The following is a 15,849-nucleotide window of genomic DNA, read 5'->3' on the forward strand; positions in this document are numbered from 1 at the left end:
TATCACTCCTTCAGCCGTCCAAGCTCCTTTGCCGCCTCCTCAGGCAGCACGTCAATCAGGCTGTTCCGCTTCAGCTGGGGCTTGTCCAGATATTCTTCCCGCAGCATCACCTTCACCCGCTCCAGGTCTTCCCATAATTCCCTTGCGGAAACCAGGCGGCACCCCTGGCCGCGGATGATGACCTGTTCCAGCCCGTCGGAGGTGGCCACGGAAACATCATGACGGCGGGCATTTTCATGTGCAAATTTCTCAATATACTGGTCGGCGGTTTCCGCCTCTTTTGTGTATACCACATGGATGTTATGGTAATCCAGGATTTCAGTCGCATGTCCCTTCACCCGGTACGCGTCAAATACCACAATCAGGTTGCACTTTTTCACGGCCTGGTAATTGCACAGCAGATCCATAAGACGTCCCCTGGCGCCCTCCATATTGTCCTTTGCCAGGACATTCAGTTCCTCCCACGCATAGATGATATTGTAACCGTCCACCAGGAGATATTCTTCCTGGGGCGCCTGTTTCGCCGCCGGACGGTAGGTGCGTGTCTCCGGGGGATTAAAGCTCCTGCGGCTGCCGCCCTTTCCCGGTATCCCGCTTTTCTGGCGCGCCTTGTCCCGGCTGTTGGCATAAAAGGTCCTGTTTAATATGGCGTCGATTTCTTCTGTACCCAGCCATATCTCCTCCTGGGCGGAACCCTCCGGCATGGTCTTGGCAGGTCCGTTCCCGGCGCTTACATCCCACAGGCCACGATTCCCGGGCGCCCCGTCCCCCCATGCCCCGTCCGGCTGATCCATCCCCTCCGGCAGTTCCTTTAAAATGCCGCTGTCCACATGCATATACTCCTTCACATGGTCCCAGCCAACCACAAAGCCCGCGCCGTGGGCGCAGAACACGGAACCGGCAGGATGATCCGTATCCCGTTCCGGATCATATCCAATGCGTTCCACGACCTCTTCCGTATTATGGCAGGGTTCGTATCCTTTCATGGTGCATGTAAGCTTTCCGCATCCTTTTGTGTAGGAGGTTACTTCGGTCTGGTAATCTCCCATGGACGCCACGGGAGCGCTTCCCGTGAGCACGGCCATCCCGGATTCCGTGTGGGCAATGGCACATGTGCCGGACCGCTTTTCTATATCCGTCATGGCCCGTCCAATGGATGTGTCCGGAATCTCCAGCCGGAATTCATACCATGGCTCTAACAGGATGCTGCCTGCTTCCATCAGTCCCTGCCTGAGCGCCCGGTAGGTTGCCTGGCGGAAATCCCCGCCCTCCGTGTGCTTAATATGGGCACGGCCCGCCACCAGCGTAATCCGCATGTCTGTAATGGGCGAACCGGTCAGGACACCTTTATGGACTTTTTCCTCCAGGTGGGTGAGTACCAGACGCTGCCAGTTCCGGTCCAGCACATCCTCGCTGCACCGGGCGGCAAACTGAAGCCCGCTCCCCCGTTCCCCCGGTTCCAGCAACAGATGGACCTCCGCATAATGACGCAGGGGCTCAAAATGTCCCACGCCCTCCACAGGCCCGGCGATAGTCTCTTTATAGACTATATTGCCTGTCCCGAATTCCACCTCGACCCCAAACCGCTCCGCAATCACGCTCTTTAATATCTCAATCTGAACCTCACCCATGAGCTGGAGCTGTATCTCACCCAGGTGTCCGTCCCACACCACATGCAGCTGCGGGTCCTCCTCCTCCAGTTCCTTAAGCTTTGGCAGCATCACAGCCCGGTCGCAGCCAGGCGGAAGCTTTACCTCATAGGTAAGGACCGGTTCCAGCACAGGCTCCATGGAAGCTGCCTCTGCCCCAAGCCCCTGGCCCGGAAGGGTCCGCGTCAGGCCGGTCACCGCACAGATGCTGCCCGGCCCGGCCTCAGGGACAGCCTCATACTTTTCCCCGGAATAGATACGGATCTGATTCACCTTTTCTTCCCAGCAGGTCCCTTCCGTCCCAGGACCCGTCAGCACGGACTTCACCCTCAGGCATCCTCCGGTTATCTTCATATGGGTCAGGCGGTTGCCCTGGTCATCCCTGGATATCTTGAATACCCTGGCCCCGAACGCTTCCGGATATTCCGGGACCGTTCCATACCGGATGATTCCTTCCAGCAGTTCCTCCACGCCCTCAAGCTTTAGGGCAGAACCGAAATAGCAGGGAAACAGCCTGCGCTCATATACCAGGCGCCGGATTGTCTCCTCCCCCACCTCCCCTGTCTCCAGGAAATGTTCCAGCGCCTCCTCATCGCACATGGCCGCCTGCTCCATGAAATCCTGTGTTCCAGTCCGGGAAAAATCCACGCAGGAATCATCCAGCCTGGTCCTGATTTCACTTAACAGCGCGTCACGGTCCGTTCCGGCCAGGTCCATCTTATTCATAAACAGGAATGTGGGAATCCTGTACTTTGCAAGCAGGCGCCACAAGGTCACGGTGTGGCCCTGCACCCCGTCGCTGCCGCTGATGACCAGCACGGCATAATCCAGTACTTGAAGGGTCCGTTCCATCTCAGCCGAAAAATCCACATGTCCTGGCGTGTCCAACAATGTAACGTCTATTCCTTCCCACGTCAATCCTGCCTGCTTGGAGAATATGGTAATCCCCCTGGCCCGCTCCAGGGCATAGGTGTCCAGAAATGCATCCCGGTTGTCCACCCTTCCAAGCCTGCGGATGCTTCCTGCAAGATATAAAAGCGCCTCGGACAGCGTGGTCTTCCCGGCATCCACGTGGGCCAACATACCAGCACATATATGTTTTTTCACTCTTTTTGGTTCTTGTCCGCCCATGAAAATATCTCCTCCCGTGACAGCATACTTTATAAAGTATATCACAAGAGGAGGGGTTCGTCGAGACACTCTTATCCGCCTTCCTCATCCTCCTTTTTCAGGAAATACCGGTTTTTATTCCAGGAATCAACGATTTACCAGGGAAAAATCTTCCGTATATTCCCCGGTCCCAAAATCATAAATCAAAATCTGATACGGCCTGTCCAAAGAAATCCAAATGGCAAAATCCTGGGGTTCAAAATCGCCGTCCGTGACCAGTTGGCCATTAAACCGCCAGTATGTTGCATTTTCACCAATCACAGTGTCAACATAATACCATATGCCCTCAATTCCATTTACATATTCAATCCCGCTGATATAGCTTAAAGCGTTTTTCTCCCTATCTAATTCAGGTAAACAGTTGTATATCTCATTTTCTAATTCTGCCATCTTTTCGTAGTGTCCATGTTCCCAGCTGTATAGTTCCAATCTGTCATAATCCGGACACGCAAGATACGCCTTTTTCCCTTCCATATCGGGGATTGAAAGGGTGAAATCTGTTTTATCCTGCTGGAACGGTAATGTTTCTGCTCCATAAACCAGTACATTGACTACATCCGCTTCATCTTCACTTTCCTGCCATACGACACGGCTGACACGGCAGGATGACCGGTCAATCATGCCGCGTATGGTAAGGTATCCTGTTTCCTCATCATATGAAATGTCCGTGGCATTCACTTCATGCGTCGGTAAGCATTCACCAATGACAAAAACCTTCAAAAAAATGGATACCAGAAGAAGTGTTAACAAACCAGCAAAAATACCGATCATTCTTTTTAATTTTTTTGTATGCTGCTGCACCTTCTTAAAGCCGTCAAGCGCAAGTGTTTCTTTTTGTTCTTCTTCTGGGCCCAATCCCTCTTTCATTTCCAAATAAACCCGATTACACTCCTCACATTCCTCCAGATGCCCTTTCACCACGTCTGTTCCTGCTTCGCTTAATATCCCATCAATATATCCCGGAAGCAGATCCTGGATAATATCACAAGAATGATCTTTATTCATACTTTTTCAACTCCTCTCTGATTTTTTGTTTTGCACGATAAAAAACCGTTCTGCCCCAATTCTCACTCCTACCTAAAATTTCCCCTATTTCACGGAAAGAAAGTTCACCTGTAATCCGGTAAAGTACTACCTCCCGTTCCAGTTCTGGCAGGAGATGGATTGCACGGTAAAGTTCCATTTTACGTTCCTGTTTCAGTATACTGGTTTCGCCATCTGGCGCTGAATCATCGATTAAGTAATCTGCTAATCCTACTGTTTCCATCTGCTTTCTTTTACGGAGTTCCTGATACAGTATATGCTTTGCTATCTGACATAGCCATACAGATAACTTGCAGGTGCCGTCATACCGCGAAATAGAATATACTGCCCGCAAAAATGTTTCCTGCATCAGTTCCTGGGACCATTCTGCATCGTGCGTATGGGAATACAGAAACCGATAAACCAATTTCTCATAATCCCTATAGACAGAATCCATGTCCATGCTTTCGCCGGATTTCCCCATTGTCCCACCTCCTATCCGGAAAATCATCACTTATTGAAACCGCTTTATGAATGAATCATTATTTATATCACTTATATCACAAAACAGGGGCATTCGTTACAAGAATTTGAAAATGATGGGGGTAGGGCGGGCGCATCCCCCAAAGAACAGACCTAATTCTTAATTTTCAATGAATATCTTGGACATTTCCCCCATTTTACAGTACAATAATAATAACTCGTAAGAAGGAGGTAAATGCCATGAAAAAAAGGACATTTTTACTGGTCTTTCTGACAACCATCCTGTCCTTGGGCATCTTCATACCGGCTTATGGCGAAGAAACCCTTATTACTTCTGTTCCCTTATCCTTTTCCTGGGATAAGATACCGAAAGCCGGAGATTTGGTAGGAGAGGTATATGTCAATACCAACAGCAAGCAATTCACGGTGGAGGGGGCTTCCTATTATAAAAGAGATGATACGTGGGTTTTTGGTGAACGTCCGGTTGTGGAAGTAGAGTTATCCGCAAAGAGTGATTACCGCTTTACCAGCAACAGCAGGAAGTATTTCTCCCTTTTCGGCTGCGGGGCACAGTTTAAAAAGGCTTCCATAGATCCTGACGGCAACTCCCTTATCCTTCAGGTTACATTTCCTACCCTGGACAGCATGCTTCCCGCTTCCACTTCCGTCAGCTGGAGCAACAGCAACGCTGTATGGGATGAGGTGGAGGGTTCTAAGAGCTATGAAGTCCAGCTTTACCGGAACAACCGCCTGATGACCACCGTCAAGGCCCAGCATGACCGCTTTGATTTTCGTTCCTATATCAATCTGGAAGGTGATTATACATTCTGCGTCAGGGCATACGGCACCTACAAGTCGCAGGCCAGCCCCTGGTCTGAGAGATCTGAATCATACACCGTCACCAAGAAAGATGCCTGGTATTTTGATAACGGGACATGGAAGAGGGACCGGCTTGGACGCCGCTATGTCTATAAGAACAATGCATATCCCACCAATACATGGCGGTGCATCAATAATAAGTGGTATTACTTTAACTATGACGGCTATGTACAGACCAACTGCTATATTAAGTCAACGGAACTTGATTTCTATTACTGGCTTGGCCCTACCGGGGCCTGGGACACGGAAAAAGATACCTTCCACCCGGATATTGCAAAGTATGAAATCATTAAAGAGTGACGCCTAAGGTAAGTAAAGCATCCGAGGCATATTAAGAAAAGCAGCCAGGAACATCCTTACAGAAGGATTTCCCTGGCTGCTTTTGTGTTAAGATGGATTGAACGGATAACCCGAAAAATGGATTTATGAACACCCATGTTACATATCATGTCACTGTGCCGGTATGTTTCCCGCCTGCCGCATCCTGGCTTCCAGGAATCCCTCCATCCCATCCCCGGGCAGCGGCTTTGAATAGTAATACCCCTGGATCTGTTCCACGCCCAGGTCAATGACCATCTGCTTCTGCTCTTCTGTCTCCACGCCCTCTGCCACCACGGACATGCCCAGGTCATTAAAGGCATGGACCAGATGTCTTATGGTCAATTCGGATTTCCTGTTGTCCATGGATGCCTGGACAAAACTCTTGTCCAGCTTAACCGTGCCAAAGGGAATCTGGATTACCGTTGCAATATTGGAATAACCGGTGCCGAAATCATCCAGACCCATCCGGATTCCATGTTTCTTCATCTCTATGGCAAAATCCGTCACCACCTGGGGATTCTCCGCCAGGGTACTTTCCGTAAATTCAATCTTCACAGCCCCCATGGGCGTCCCATTCCGCTTTATGATGTCCAGCACCTTCCTGGCCAGATCCGGCTGTGAGAACTGGATGGCTGAAAAGTTGACATGGATGGCTTCTATGGGAATCCCCTTTCCCAGCAGATGGTTGATATATCTGCACACAGTATCCAGTATCACATATGTAAGGTCGATAATAAGCCCGGTCTCCTCTGCAATGGGAATGAATTCAGACGGGTACACAGGGCCAATAGGCGTATGGTTCATACGCATCAGGGACTCGGCAAACCGGAAGTCCCCGGTATCCACAGAGTAGATGGGCTGATAGTACAGCTCTACCTTTTTTTCTGACAGCTGATTTTTTAATACCTGGATGATCTGCTTCCTGCGCTCCAGCTTGCCAAGCATCTCCTGGTCACAGTAGAGCACCTGCCCGTACCGCCCCGTCTTTGCCTGGTACACCGCATATTCAATGGCGCTGACCGCTGATTCCAGTGTATTCACATATTCGGAACGGCGGATGATCCCTATGACCGCAGGAAGGATGAATTGATAATCCCTGTTCTGCCAGGGCTGCGCCATGCGCGTCTGTATATCCCCCACACATTTCCTCACATGCCGCTCAAGCCTGTCCTCCTCATCGGTAAACAGCAATGCGAACTCATCGCCGCTGAAGCGGTATACATTGCCCTGGGGGCCAATCCCGCACAGAAAGCCGCACACTTCCTTCAGGAATTCATCCCCGCCGTGCTGTCCGCATACATTGTTGACCTGGCGGAAATCCCGGATGGAGACAACCATGAGCACAAAGTCTTTCTCAGGATGCTTTTTCAGCATTAGGTCCAGCATATTGAGAAGTTCCTGGCGGTTGGGCACATTGGTCAGATAATCCAGGGAAATCTGACGGTTCTGTAAATGGAGATAGATGATAAGCAGGGCGCAGGTTGCGGCTGAGCCTGAAAGGATGATTTCGGGATAGAGCTGCTGGAACAGGATTACCAGCACGGCCAGGACCGGGAAGGCGGCCAGGATACGGTAAATCTGACGGTCAATGTAAATCCTGTTCCTGACAGCCACCAGGATACAGCCCACACAGTAAGCATAAAAAACAAGATAGGTAAGGAGGATGCAGTTTCCCTGGGTATAGTTTCCTTCTGTAATGCTGAACATACACCCTGTAAAGGGATTGGACAGAACCAGCAGGGCATAGAACACCGCCGGTATGACCCCGGCCAGGATCATGTTTTTTAACTGCGGCCTCTCCTCATAGATAATGGAGACAACATAAAGATAATACACCAGCCCCATCAAAGGGGTCAGGATAAAATAAACCGTGGTAACAGCCCAGGTGAGCAGGACCGGCACCCGGATATAATCATAGAGCATGAAGGTAGAAAGGATGTTGCTTGTCATGGCTGCAAAGGTCACGGTGAGACAGCCCTGGAACATCCTGTTCTTGAGGCTTGGAAGATGACTCCCTTTCCGCGAATATACCCATATGATTCCCAGGATAACTAATGATATTGTCTCAGGAGCTATGTTCCACCTCACTGTCCCCACCTGCCGTTTCCCACTTTTGTGTTCCTTTTATGTTCTATCATATACCCAAATTACATTTACAGCAATATCCAATTTAAAAAGAATATCTTGTAATATATTTCCGTTTGCAATATTTTTTAGATATTCTAAAAATTTTTGTTGATAAATTCTACTATATTTGTTACAATTCATGGAGAAGCAATCTACAATATCTACAAAAATCAGGAGGGTATTATGAAACAAATGTTATTTTTAGTCCCGTTGATAGGTCTTGCAGGCCTGTTGTTTGCTGTCTTTCTAAGGCTCTATGTAATCAGGCAGGACCCGGGCAATGACAAAATGAGGGAGATTGCAGATGCAATCGCAGAAGGCGCAAGAGCCTTCCTCACATCCGAGTACCGCATACTTGTTGTCTTTGTTGCCATCTTATTTGTTGTAATCGGGCTTGGGACCCGCAGCTGGGTAACCGCCGGATGTTTCCTGGTTGGAAGTATTTTCTCCACCATAGCAGGCTATCTGGGAATGAGCGCTGCTATCCGCGCCAACTGCCGTACCGCCAACGCGGCCCGTACCTCCGGTATGCGCCAGGCCCTGTCCCTTGCATTTTCCGGCGGCAGCGTCATGGGTATGGCGGTTGTGGGGCTTGGCCTTATGGGCGTGGGCGCGCTTTACATCATCACAAAGGATGTATCCGTCCTGTCCGGCTTCAGCCTGGGCGCATCATCCATCGCCCTGTTTGCCCGTGTGGGCGGAGGTATCTATACCAAGGCCGCTGATGTGGGCGCCGACCTGGTAGGTAAGGTAGAGGCAGGCATCCCCGAGGACGATCCCCGCAACCCGGCCGTCATTGCCGATAACGTGGGGGATAACGTAGGGGATGTGGCCGGAATGGGCGCTGACCTGTTTGAGTCTTATGTAGGTTCCCTGATTTCCGCCCTGACCCTTGGGCTTGTATTCTATCAGGAATCCGGCATCCTGTTCCCGCTGCTGCTTTCCGCATCCGGCATCGTGGCCTCCATCATCGGCGCCCTGCTGGTTAAGGCCATCGGCAACTCCGACCCGCACAAGGCGTTAAAAACCGGGGAATACAGCGCAACCGCACTGGTGGTCATCTGCGCACTGGCCCTCAGCCGCACCTTTTTCGGCAATTACCTTGCGGCCCTGACCATCATCACAGGACTGTTCGTAGGTGTATTAATCGGGTTTGTCACGGAAATCTACACCTCCGGTGATTACCGTTTTGTAAAGAAGGTGGCCGCGCAGTCCGAAACCGGTTCAGCCACCACCATCATCAGCGGCCTTGCAGTGGGCATGCAGTCAACGGCTGTCCCCATCCTTCTGGTGTGCATCGGCATCCTTATATCCAACCGCCTTATGGGACTTTACGGAATTGCCTTGGCAGCTGTGGGGATGCTTTCCACCACCGGAATCACGGTTGCCATTGACGCCTACGGACCCATTGCGGACAATGCAGGCGGAATCGCGGAGATGGCCGGACTGGACAGATCCGTGCGTGAAATCACCGATAAGCTGGATTCCGTGGGCAACACCACCGCTGCCATCGGTAAGGGGTTTGCCATCGGTTCTGCGGCGCTGACCGCCCTGGCCCTGTTTGTGTCCTATGCAGAGGCAGTGAAGCTTACCACCATAGATATCCTCAACGCCCATGTCATCATCGGCCTGTTTATCGGAGGCATGCTCACCTTCCTCTTCTCCGCCATGACCATGGAGTCCGTATCCAAGGCAGCCCATCAGATGATTGAGGAAGTACGCCGCCAGTTCAGGGAGGACTCCGGAATCCTGAAAGGGACTTCCAGACCGGATTACGCTTCCTGCGTATCCATTTCCACCAACGCGGCCTTAAAGGAAATGTTCCTGCCCGGACTCATGGCAGTGCTGGCGCCTCTGGCCACCGGACTGATCCTTGGCCCGGATGCCCTTGGAGGCCTGCTTACCGGCGCACTTATAACCGGCGTCCTGATGGCTATCTTCATGTCCAACTCAGGCGGCGCCTGGGATAACGCAAAGAAATACATCGAGGAAGGCAACCATGGCGGAAAAGGAAGCACTGCCCACAAGGCAGCCGTGGTGGGTGATACGGTAGGCGATCCCTTTAAGGATACCTCAGGCCCTTCCATCAACATACTGATTAAGCTTATGACCATTGTCTCCCTTGTATTTGCCCCGATGTTCCTGCAGTATGGGGGATTGCTCTAAATCCTCCTGAACGGCCTTAAAAACAGACGGACGAAAGACACGTCCCTCAGGGAAAATAAGATTCAGCCGGAAAGATAAAACGGCAAAACGGGTTCCAGGCCAATACCGGCCGGAACCCGTTTTCTGTCATCCCTTCTCTTTTTTATTGTTTGGAAAGCCCGGCTCCATTGGTTCGGATGATTTCCTTGAACCAGTAAAAGGATTCCTTGGCATAGCGTTCCCCTGTCCCGCTTCCGTCGTCATCCTGGTCCACGTAGATGAAACCATAGCGCTTCTTCATCTCCCCCGTGGTGGCGGAAACCAGGTCAACAGGCCCCCACATCAGATAACCGAAGCATTCCACATCATCTTCCTCCACCGCCAGCCGCAGCTGCTCCAGATGAAGCTTCAGATACTCAATCCGGTAGCTGTCATCCACGGTCTTGTCTTCCTTTAAGATATCCACTGCGCCTAACCCGTTCTCGGTGACAATCAGCGGCTTTCCGTATTTCCTGTATACTGCATTCAGGAGATAGCGCAGTCCTTTGGGGTCAATGGCCCAGCCCCACCTGCTCTGCTCCAGGTATGGGTTCTGTACGCCGCCAAACAGGGTTTCCTCACCGCTTTCCCCATCGTGGTGGCCCACGCTTGAGGAGTAGTAGTTTACACCGATGAAATCAATGGTTCCATTCTTAAAGCTTTCCGCGTCCTCCTCAACGCCTTCCGGCACAATGCCCATCTTCTCATATTCCTTCAGCTTGTAGCGCGGAAAGCATCCCATGCACATGGCGTCCACCTGATAGAAGTCCCTATACATCTCCCGGAAGGCCTGGAACGCATTCTCAGGCTTACAATTGTAGGCATAGACGGGCTGAAGCCCGAATACGCATCCTATCTGGTTTTCCGGGTCTATACGGTGCCCAAGTTCCACTGCCCTCACGCCTGCCGCCGTCATATTATACCCTACTGCCGCCAGTGTCCTGGCAGGATCCTCCATCTCTGAAAACTTCAGCCCCGCTATCATATAGGTAAAGATATCTGATGCTTCGGTCGCCGGGTCAATGTGGTTCATCTCATTGAATGTGACCCAGTACCTTACCTTTCCCTTCAGCGCCCGGAACATGGTCTCACAGTATCTCAGATAAAAACCGATCAGCTTCCTGTTGGTCCAGGAACCGTACTCCGTCACCAGATGATACGGCATTTCAAAATGATACAGCGTCACAATGGGTTCAATCCCATTGGCAAGCAGTTCGTCCACCACATCCGCGTAATAGCGGATACCTTCCTGATTCGGCTCTTCCTCATCCCCCATGGGATAGATCCTGGACCAGTCCACAGAGATGCGCAGGGCCTTAAATCCCATCTGCGAAAATAATCCGATATCCTCCCTGTAGCGGTGATAAAAATCAATTCCCCTGTGGGATGGATAATATTTCCCGTCCTCAATTTCCTTACAGATTTCCCTTGGGACTTCGTGGGAGCCGCTGGTCACCAGATCCATGATTGCAACTCCCTTTCCGCCCTCCTGCCATGCTCCCTCGCACTGATGGGCCGCAATGCTGCCTCCCCATAAAAAGTCATCTCTCATCCTTATCTGCTCCTTTAAACACTCTAAAATACAACACTCAGGCAATCTTCATCCAGACGGATGTTCTCACATACAGCGGGAATCACATCCAGGAAATGGGTTGTATTGGTGACAATGACCATGATGGTCGTGTCATAGCCCTCCCCTTCAATGGCTTTCATATCCGCTTCCACCAGAAGCTGTCCGCGCTCCACCCGCTGTCCCTGCTCTATATGGGCCGTAAAATGTTTTCCGTCCAGCTGCACCGTATCGATACCGATATGGATTAAAAGCTCCACGCCGGAATCACTTTTGATTCCAATGGCATGTTTGGTTGGGAACAGGCATACCACCTCTCCGCTTACAGGCGCATAGACCTGGTTGCCCGAAGGTTTTATGGCTATCCCCTTTCCCATGGCCCCGCTGGAAAATGCCTTATCTTCCACCTGTGACAGCTGAACCACCTCACCTTCAGCCACTGCCATCAGTGGTTCCCTGTGGATATTCCCGCCGTCCGCGTTTCCTGCCTCAGGAACGTCCTCAGCTGATTCAGCCGGGGCCTGGCTGGCCGGCTGTTTTTTGCGGGCTTTTCCGAACCGGAACAAGGAGGTTCCTTCTTTCTGCGCCTCCCCTTCCGGCTGGCACAGGATAAAACCAGCAATGGCTGCAGCCACAAATCCAATGGCAACCGCTGCTATCATATAATAGAAATTATTGAAATCATTGACACCGATATAGGAAGGAAGGCCTGCCAGCCCCCATGCCATGGTATATGTCTTAACCCCCATAAGTCCTGCAAACAGTCCTCCCAGCCCTCCGCCGAATATGACAGCCAGGAACGGACGGCGGTATTTCACAAACACACCGAACACAGCCGGTTCCGTACAGCCTAAGATAGCCGAGAAGCTGACCGTGCCGAATAATTCTTTCTGTTTCGCATCCTTTGCACGGAGGAAATATCCAAACATGGCGCCTCCCACTGCAATGTCGGAGATGGTGCAGGCTGCCAGGAACAGGGGGTCGTATCCCATTTCCGCCAGGAAGGCCATGACCACCGGCATAATGAAGTTTCCGGCTCCCATCATGATCAAGAATGGCTGGATTGCCGCATAAAAAGCCACCACGCTCCAGTTGCCCAGGGTATTGGCCAGGAAGGTACATACAAAACTGATTCCCTCGCCGATCCAGGTTCCGATGGGCCCAAAGAACATCAGGGTAACGGGCAGGGTTATCACCAGGGTAAATACCGGAATCAGGAAATACTGCAGAAGGTTAGGTATGACCTTCTTAAGGAATGCCTGCACATATCCCATGAACCACACTGCCAGCAGGATTGGGATAAAGGAGCTGGAGTAGGTTATGGCCGGAAGGGGAATCCCGAATACGCTGAGTCCTTCCACCCCGTTAATGGAAGCAGAGAGTAGGGTTGCCGCCAATGCCACCGCAAGGTAGGGACTGGCGTTCAGGCGTTTGGCGCATGCCATGGCCATGAATACGGGGAGGAAGAAGAACACAGCCCCCCTGATGGAGTCCAGGACAATATAGGTGGGGCTGTCCGCCGACACCAGTCCCATCAGGGATACCAGGGACAGAAGGCCTGCCAGCATACCTGCCGCGATGATAGGTTCCAGCAGCGGTGTCATGGATTCCGATACCAGGTCAAGGGCCGCCTTAAATGGATTCTTCCTGGTCCTGACCTGGGGTCCTGATGCCTCTGTGCTGATTCCCAGCATGGATATCAGTTCCTCATGCACCTCTGAAACATGGGTTCCGATGATGATCTGATATGCCACGTCGTTGGACACCACGTCAATCACCCCGTCCATGGCCTTAATTTCTTCTGTTTTTGCCTTGCTCCGGTCCTTTAATGTAAAACGGAGCCTGGTCATGCAGTGCACGACCGCGCTGATATTATCCTTGCCGCCTACCAGGCGGATGATGTTTTCATTCATTGTCTGATATTTCATCAATCTTCCTCCTTCTTTTCATTTCTGTTCGTAACCCTGTGTATATGCAGGATAAGATATGTTTCCTCATCGATGGTCAGTTCCATCTTAAAATTTTCTTTAATGTACGCCCGGATTTTTACAGCGCACCCATATGCGGCAGGATACAGCATCCTGACCTGGGAATTCAGCGCCTTGTCATTATCCTCAAATACCTGTCCGGCCTGGAGCCGCTGTATGAAATACTGCAGATGGGTAATAAGGCGCATATAGTTCACAGATGACTCATCCAGACGTATATTATAGTGATACTGGATGATGGACAGGATATCCTTAAGGACCTGCATGGCCTCTATCGTCTCCTTCAGGTCCTTCCCCTCGGACTGCAGGTTGACGAAATGAAGTGCAATGGATACCGCCTCATCCTCAGGAAATTCCACATGGAACCGTTCGTTTAACAGCTCCAGCGCATGCAGGCCGATCTGGAAATGCCTGGGATAGAATTTCTTAACCTCCCAGGTCAGGGGGCTGCGGATAAACTGCCCTTTCCCCGCACGTTTCAGTGCAAAGTCAATATGATCCAATAAGGTCAGATATAAATAATCATTTGCCTTCTGCCCCAGCAGCAGCTCGCCCTGTGCAATGACATCATTGACAATGTTCAGATATTCCTCGTCCGTGTTGGTGAGCAGGTAGCTGAAGTGTTCCAGCATATCATTGGAGTCTAAAACATATGTTTTCTCGATTTCATTTTCTCCTATGGACTGGCCAGCCTTTTTTCTGAATGATATGCCTTTGGAGTAAACAATCAGTTCACTGCCCCCTTTTTTCACCACTGCAACATTATTATTTAAAATCTGACTTATCTTCACAATAAATCCTCCTTTCCAGAAAAAAAAACTCAAACTACACGGAAAATAAAAATTTTCAGTGTAATCTGAGTTCTGCCTGCGTACCAGTAACATACTCACTTCGTGACTCCCTAGTCACATAAGTTTTCTTTTCTAAGTTTTTCTCTGATTTTTATTCTATATAATAATTCTCACAATGTCAAGCCCTATTTTCAATTAAATTTATGGAATATTTACAGTACCTGAAAAGCTGGCTTAGGCAAGTCCGCCTGTCATTCATCAAATATGCTGACAATCTCCCCCTTCAGTATCCGGTTCATATTCTTAACCGCGCAGAAATTGCCGCACATGGAGCAGGTGTCCTCTTTCTCCGGCTTTGCGGACGCCCTGTACCTCCTGGCCTTTTCCGGGTCAATGGAAAGCTGGAACATGCGCTCCCAGTCCAGGTCCCTGCGTGCAGCGCTCATCTCATGATCCCACTGTGCAGCCCCTTTGACGCCCTTTGCAAGGTCCGCTGCATGGGCCGCAATCCTGGATGCCATGATTCCCTCCTTCACATCCTCCAGATCCGGCAGCCGCAGATGTTCCGCCGGGGTCACATAGCATAGGAAGGACGCGCCGCTGGCAGCAGCCAATGCCCCTCCGATGGCTGCAGTTATATGGTCATATCCCGGCGCGATATCCGTGACCAGCGGACCCAGGACATAAAAGGGCGCGCCCTTGCAGATGGTCTGCTGTATCTTCATATTGGCCTCAATCTGGTTTAAAGGCATGTGCCCCGGTCCTTCGATGATGACCTGGACATTCTTATCCCACGCCCTCCTGGTAAGCTCCCCCAGCGTCACCAGTTCCTCTATCTGTGAAATGTCCGAGGCGTCCTCAATGCATCCGGGGCGGCAGGCATCCCCCAGGCTCAGTGTCACATCATACTCCTGGCAGATGTCCAGTATCTCATCAAAGTGTTCATAAAACGGGTTCTCCTGCCCTGTCATCTCCATCCATGCAAATATGATGGAACCGCCTCTTGATACAAGATTGGTCAGGCGTCCTGCCTGTTTAAAACGCTCTGCGGTCCGCCTGTTTATACCCACGTGGATGGTCTGGAAATCCACTCCGTCCTCCGCATGCATTTTCACGATATCAATCCATTCGCGGGAGGTGATATCCTTTAAGGGCTTGTGATAATACACCACGGCATCATAGATGGGCACCGTGCCTATGATGGCCGGGCATTCCCGGGTCAGCATCCTCCTAAAGGTGCGGGTATCCCCGAAGGAGCTTAAATCCATGATGGATTCAACTCCCATGCGGACTGCGTCATTAACCTTTAAAAGTTCCATATCCAGGTCCTTACAGTCCCTGGAGGTGCCCAGGTTAACATTGATTTTTGTCTTCAGCATGGAGCCGATTCCGTTTGGTTCAAGGCATCCATGGCGCCTGTTGGCAGGAATGGCCACCTTCCCTTCTGCCACCAGCCTCATCAGCTCTGCCGGTTCAAACTGTTCCTTTGCAGCCACCTTCCCAAGTTCCTTTGTCAGGATCCCCTTTCTGGCCGCATCCATCTGTGTTGTGTAGTTCATGTCTTTCCTCCTCTTCTTTTTATGGTAAATAAAAATGGCCCACTCCGTCAAGGAATGGACCATGAATGAACTCATGCGCTGCATCTGCCGCGCAAATCAGATGCG

The 15,849-nt window shown here is 51.0% G+C and carries 10 protein-coding genes; 2 read left to right on the forward strand and 8 right to left on the reverse strand.

Annotation, left to right across the window (positions count from 1 at the left end):
* Nucleotides 1-2 precede the first annotated feature (2 nt).
* The 3 genes from MCJ35_RS12560 to MCJ35_RS12570 all read right to left on the reverse strand — a co-directional run bounded on the left by MCJ35_RS12560 (nt 3) and on the right by MCJ35_RS12570 (nt 4,326).
* The gene (locus MCJ35_RS12560) at nt 3-2,780 is read right to left on the reverse strand and encodes an NYN domain-containing protein (protein ID WP_240299507.1); all 2,778 of its coding nucleotides are present in this window, start codon (nt 2,778-2,780) and stop codon (nt 3-5) included.
* 126 nt (nt 2,781-2,906) lie between these two features.
* Complete coding sequence (locus MCJ35_RS12565; RefSeq protein WP_025486916.1) at nt 2,907-3,824, reverse strand: zf-HC2 domain-containing protein; 918 nt, start codon at nt 3,822-3,824, stop codon at nt 2,907-2,909.
* Complete coding sequence (locus MCJ35_RS12570) at nt 3,817-4,326, reverse strand: RNA polymerase sigma factor (protein WP_034578215.1); 510 nt, start codon at nt 4,324-4,326, stop codon at nt 3,817-3,819. Before MCJ35_RS12570 ends, MCJ35_RS12565 begins: the two co-directional genes overlap by 8 nt.
* Before the next feature lie 239 nt (nt 4,327-4,565).
* Here MCJ35_RS12570 and MCJ35_RS12575 point away from each other — a divergent pair, with 239 nt between their 5' ends.
* Nucleotides 4,566-5,504 carry a hypothetical protein gene (locus MCJ35_RS12575; RefSeq protein WP_008716983.1) on the forward strand — a complete coding sequence of 313 codons (939 nt, stop codon included), beginning with the start codon at nt 4,566-4,568 and terminating at the stop codon, nt 5,502-5,504.
* Nucleotides 5,505-5,654: 150 nt separating this feature from the next.
* On the opposite strand, the gene MCJ35_RS12580 is transcribed toward MCJ35_RS12575, so the two are convergent.
* Nucleotides 5,655-7,613: an EAL domain-containing protein gene (locus tag MCJ35_RS12580; protein ID WP_025486914.1), complete on the reverse strand. Its 1,959-nt coding sequence runs from the start codon at nt 7,611-7,613 to the stop codon at nt 5,655-5,657.
* Nucleotides 7,614-7,835: 222 nt separating this feature from the next.
* On the opposite strand from MCJ35_RS12580, the gene MCJ35_RS12585 reads away from it, so the two are divergent.
* Nucleotides 7,836-9,818 carry a sodium-translocating pyrophosphatase gene (locus MCJ35_RS12585; RefSeq protein WP_025486913.1) on the forward strand — a complete coding sequence of 661 codons (1,983 nt, stop codon included), beginning with the start codon at nt 7,836-7,838 and terminating at the stop codon, nt 9,816-9,818.
* Nucleotides 9,819-9,960: 142 nt separating this feature from the next.
* Here the strand turns inward: MCJ35_RS12585 and MCJ35_RS12590 are convergent, their stop codons facing one another.
* From MCJ35_RS12590 to thiC, 4 genes are all read right to left on the reverse strand, one after another.
* Nucleotides 9,961-11,388 carry a family 1 glycosylhydrolase gene (locus MCJ35_RS12590; protein WP_081739268.1) on the reverse strand — a complete coding sequence of 476 codons (1,428 nt, stop codon included), beginning with the start codon at nt 11,386-11,388 and terminating at the stop codon, nt 9,961-9,963.
* Between the two features lie 23 nt (nt 11,389-11,411).
* Nucleotides 11,412-13,334, reverse strand: a complete 1,923-nt coding sequence (locus tag MCJ35_RS12595; protein ID WP_025486911.1) for a beta-glucoside-specific PTS transporter subunit IIABC — start codon at nt 13,332-13,334, stop codon at nt 11,412-11,414.
* A complete protein-coding gene (gene licT / locus MCJ35_RS12600; RefSeq protein ID WP_025486910.1) occupies nt 13,334-14,185 on the reverse strand; it encodes a BglG family transcription antiterminator LicT in 852 nt (283 codons plus the stop codon). The genes MCJ35_RS12595 and licT overlap by 1 nt, the downstream gene beginning before the upstream one ends.
* Nucleotides 14,186-14,436: 251 nt before the next feature.
* Nucleotides 14,437-15,744 (reverse strand): phosphomethylpyrimidine synthase ThiC, encoded by a 1,308-nt coding sequence (gene thiC / locus MCJ35_RS12605; RefSeq protein ID WP_008716991.1) that lies wholly within the window; start codon nt 15,742-15,744, stop codon nt 14,437-14,439.
* Between the last annotated feature and the right edge of the window lie 105 nt (nt 15,745-15,849).

It is taken from the genome of Enterocloster sp. OA13, assembly GCF_022440595.1.
GTDB lineage: Bacteria > Bacillota > Clostridia > Lachnospirales > Lachnospiraceae > Enterocloster > Enterocloster hominis.